This window comes from Ignavibacteria bacterium (genome assembly GCA_016873845.1).
Taxonomy (GTDB): domain Bacteria; phylum Bacteroidota; class Ignavibacteria; order Ch128b; family Ch128b; genus JAHJVF01.
Genome location: VGVX01000129.1, coordinates 1 through 3,310, shown reverse-complemented (window position 1 = coordinate 3,310; position 3,310 = coordinate 1). Strand labels below are relative to the sequence as shown.

Genomic DNA, 3,310 nt, shown 5'->3' with positions numbered 1-3,310 from the left:
CTGAACTTGAAAATTCTCGGCATATCAACATCAGGCGGAAAAGAGAGTTTAACAAGTTCAAGCGCCGAACGTGCATCATTCGCGGCTTCATTTAAATCTGTTCCCCAATCGAATTGAAGAGTAACTACTGAGATATTATCTGTCGAAATAGAATTTATTTCTTTTACGTTTGGAACAGTTGCAACTGTTTTCTCAACATACTTTGTGATTTTTTGCTCAACGTCTTCTGAACCTGCGCCAGGATATAAAGTTAGAATCGTAAGTATCGGCGGCTCAATTGATGGAAGTAAATCAAGCGGGAGCAAACGGAATGAGTAAACTCCAAAAATCAGGATCGCAAAAAATACCATTCCGGTCAAAACAGGTCTTCTTACAGCAAGTCGTGGTAAATTCATTTTTATCAACTCCTCAAGCTATTCAGAAAAGATTTGTATTGAATCGCCATCTTTCAAGACTTGCTGCCCCGTTGTAATAACTGATTCGTTTTCGGTTAAGCCGGATAAAACTACTGTCTTTCCGTTTATTTGCATTCCTGTTTGGATTAACTTCTTCTTTGCTTTTCCATTTTCATTAATATAAACGTAACTCTCGCTGGAAAGCGGATCGGTCATAATTGCTGTGGAAGGAATAATTAATTCAACACTCCTCCCAAATTTAATATTAACTTTAGCAAACGAACCGACTTTCAGCTTTCCTCCACGGTTGACGAGTCTGATTTCAGCTTGAACGGTTTTTGTGTTTTGATCGACTACAGGACTTATTCTGCTAATGGTTCCATTGAAGTTTTCATTTGGCAGTAAATCGCTTGTGACTAAAACCGGATTACCGGTTTTTAATTTATATACATCTGCTTCTGGTACATTAATTTTTATTTTTAACTCGCCAAGATTCATTAAATATAAAATAGCCGGCACACCGCGATTTTGATTCGGAGCCATTAAGAACAATTCGCCGTCGTTCAAGTACTTTGCTGTTATCACTCCAGAAAATGGCGCTCGGAGCTGCGTGTTTTCAAGCACCTTATCGTAATTTGATTTGAGAGTTTCGAACATCACTTTCGATTTTTCATATGCTTGATCTGAAATCGCTCCTTGATTCTTCAATCTCTCAGCACGCTCAAAATCTTTTACCGCATCATTATATTGAAGTTCAATCTGGGTTAATTGTGCATCGTCCATCTGAACTAATAGAGCACCTTGCTTAACATAATCGCCTTCTTTCACATAAATTTTTCTTATCCTTGCAGCCATTTGTGCGGCTAAAGCAGCTTCTTCCCAAGGATTGATTGTCCCAGTGAAATTCAATTCTTTCTGAATTTCTTGTTTCAGAGCTTTCGATACAGATACAGGCTTTGCTTCATCCGCTGCTTTTTCTTCTTCTTTCGAACAGCCAATTAATATTATCAACACGGTAAGTAAAAATATTTTCGTCTTCATAGTTAAATCCACTTAATTACCTTTTTGAAATGATCGTTGTAAATAAAACTCTAACTCGGAAGCGGCAAGATTGTACTCATAAACTGCAGTTGCATAACCAAGCTCGGCAGATAACAAGTTAACATTCGCATTGCTGATCTCAAGCTGTGTGCTCAAGCCTTCTTTATATCTTACCTCAGCTATTTGATAATTCTTTTGAGCTTTTTCTTGGTTTAACTTTTGTGATTTAATTTTCTCTGCGGCAGTTGACATTTTATTTTTAACATTCGTAATTGCAACTTGTAATTGTTTTCGGGTCATATTAATAGTTTCAGCAATTTGCCGGGCTGATATTTCTGCTTGTTCAACTTTGCTTGCTACACCAAAGCCAGAAAATATCGGAATGCTCAATGTCAATCCAACCGAAGAGCTCTTTACCCAAGTGTAATTATTGAAATTAAAATTGTCTGCCTGAGTTTGAATTTGATAATTACCAAAAGCTGTCAGACTCGGCATGTGCCCCCATTTCTGCATCATAATGTTTTTGTCTGCAATTTGTTTTTGAAGTCCAAGCTTTAACAGCGAATAGGTATTATTAACAACGTTTTCATCAATTGCGACATTCTCATCTAATGCTGCTGCTAAAGCAAGCGAACCTTTCAATGTGATTTTATCTTCAACATTTAAGTTGAGCAAGGTCTTCAGAAAATTCAGTGCAGTTTGATGATTGTATTCTGCCTGCAGGACAGTCGGTTTAAGTTTTTCGACTTCAACTTGAGCGCTGAGATATTCAAAGTCGGAGAGTAACCCGGCTTTATTCATCTTCTCTGCATTCTCTAAATTTTTCAATGCATTCTCATAACTTTTTTTTACGAAGATTTCGGATTCGCGTGTCAACAGTGCATCATAAAATGCCTTAGTTGTATTGAGTTTAATTTGAGCGAGTGTCTCCTCATAGCTTAGATTGCTTAATTCCATTCCCAGCTTGCTGATGATAATTCCAGAATAAATCTGTCCCATAAAAAGTGGAACTCCAAACTGAAGAGCGGCAACGTAGGAATTATCTGAACCTATTTCTATCGGAGTCACTTTTCCTGTCCCTCCGAAAAAGTCCGGCAAAAAGAAAACTGGTTTCTTGATGTTTCTGATATAAGTTCCTTCTGTTGAGATGTTCGGAAAGAGCGATGAGTATGCTTCGGTTATCCGCGCGTCGGCTTTCTCTTGTTCCATCTGAGCCATTTTAACTTGCGAGTTTTCTCTTAGAGCAATTTCAATTGCTTTTTCTAACGTCAGATCGGATATGAGCATAATATCTCTCTGACTAAAAGCGAGTTGCAACGTTAAAATAAAAAATATTAGTGCTGCTTTTTTCATTTTTTTCCTTTGTTCATTTCTTTTAGAAGCTCGGTTGAGACTTCATAAAACTTTTTCATGATTGATAAAAATAATTTCTGTTCTTCGGCTGAAAGATTTTCAACTAATCGCTCGTAAATAATTTTGCTTTTATCTGTGTGGATTTCGAGAATTTTCCTCCCCTTCTTCGTTAAGCTTATATAAGTTTTTCTGCGGTCTTCGGAAGGGATGACGCGGTCAACGAGATTCTGTTTAACAAGCCGGTTTATTAAACCCGAAGCTGAGCTTTGAGCAATCTTGAGGTCGCTCGAAAATTCCTTTAATGTAGTAGTTTTGCGTTGATCGATGCAATACAAAGCCCACCATTGTGTAATTGTAATTTCCGATTTTAAGATGAGTGGATTAAGCTTTATGTGAACGTCTTTGATTTTCTGCCCGACGTCAAACAGTTCTTCGATGATCCCTTTTTCGTTTTTCATTTATCCATTCGACTATTCGTATTCCAAACTGTTCGTATTACGATACAATTTTACGAAAGTTAT

Annotated in this window: 4 protein-coding genes; all 4 read right to left on the bottom strand. The window is 37.3% G+C overall.

Going from position 1 to position 3,310, the window contains the following annotated elements:
* Positions 1-395, bottom strand: a 395-nt coding sequence (locus FJ213_13110; GenBank protein ID MBM4177090.1) for an efflux RND transporter permease subunit, incomplete at its 3' end; no start/stop codon positions are given.
* Between the two features lie 18 nt (positions 396-413).
* Positions 414-1,436 carry an efflux RND transporter periplasmic adaptor subunit gene (locus FJ213_13105; protein ID MBM4177089.1) on the bottom strand — a complete coding sequence of 341 codons (1,023 nt, stop codon included), beginning with the start codon at positions 1,434-1,436 and terminating at the stop codon, positions 414-416.
* 12 nt (positions 1,437-1,448) lie between these two features.
* Entirely contained in the window at positions 1,449-2,789 is a 1,341-nt protein-coding gene (locus tag FJ213_13100) for a TolC family protein (GenBank protein MBM4177088.1), read from the bottom strand.
* A complete protein-coding gene (locus FJ213_13095) occupies positions 2,786-3,247 on the bottom strand; it encodes a MarR family transcriptional regulator (protein MBM4177087.1) in 462 nt (153 codons plus the stop codon). The genes FJ213_13100 and FJ213_13095 overlap by 4 nt, the downstream gene beginning before the upstream one ends.
* Positions 3,248-3,310: the final 63 nt, after the last annotated feature.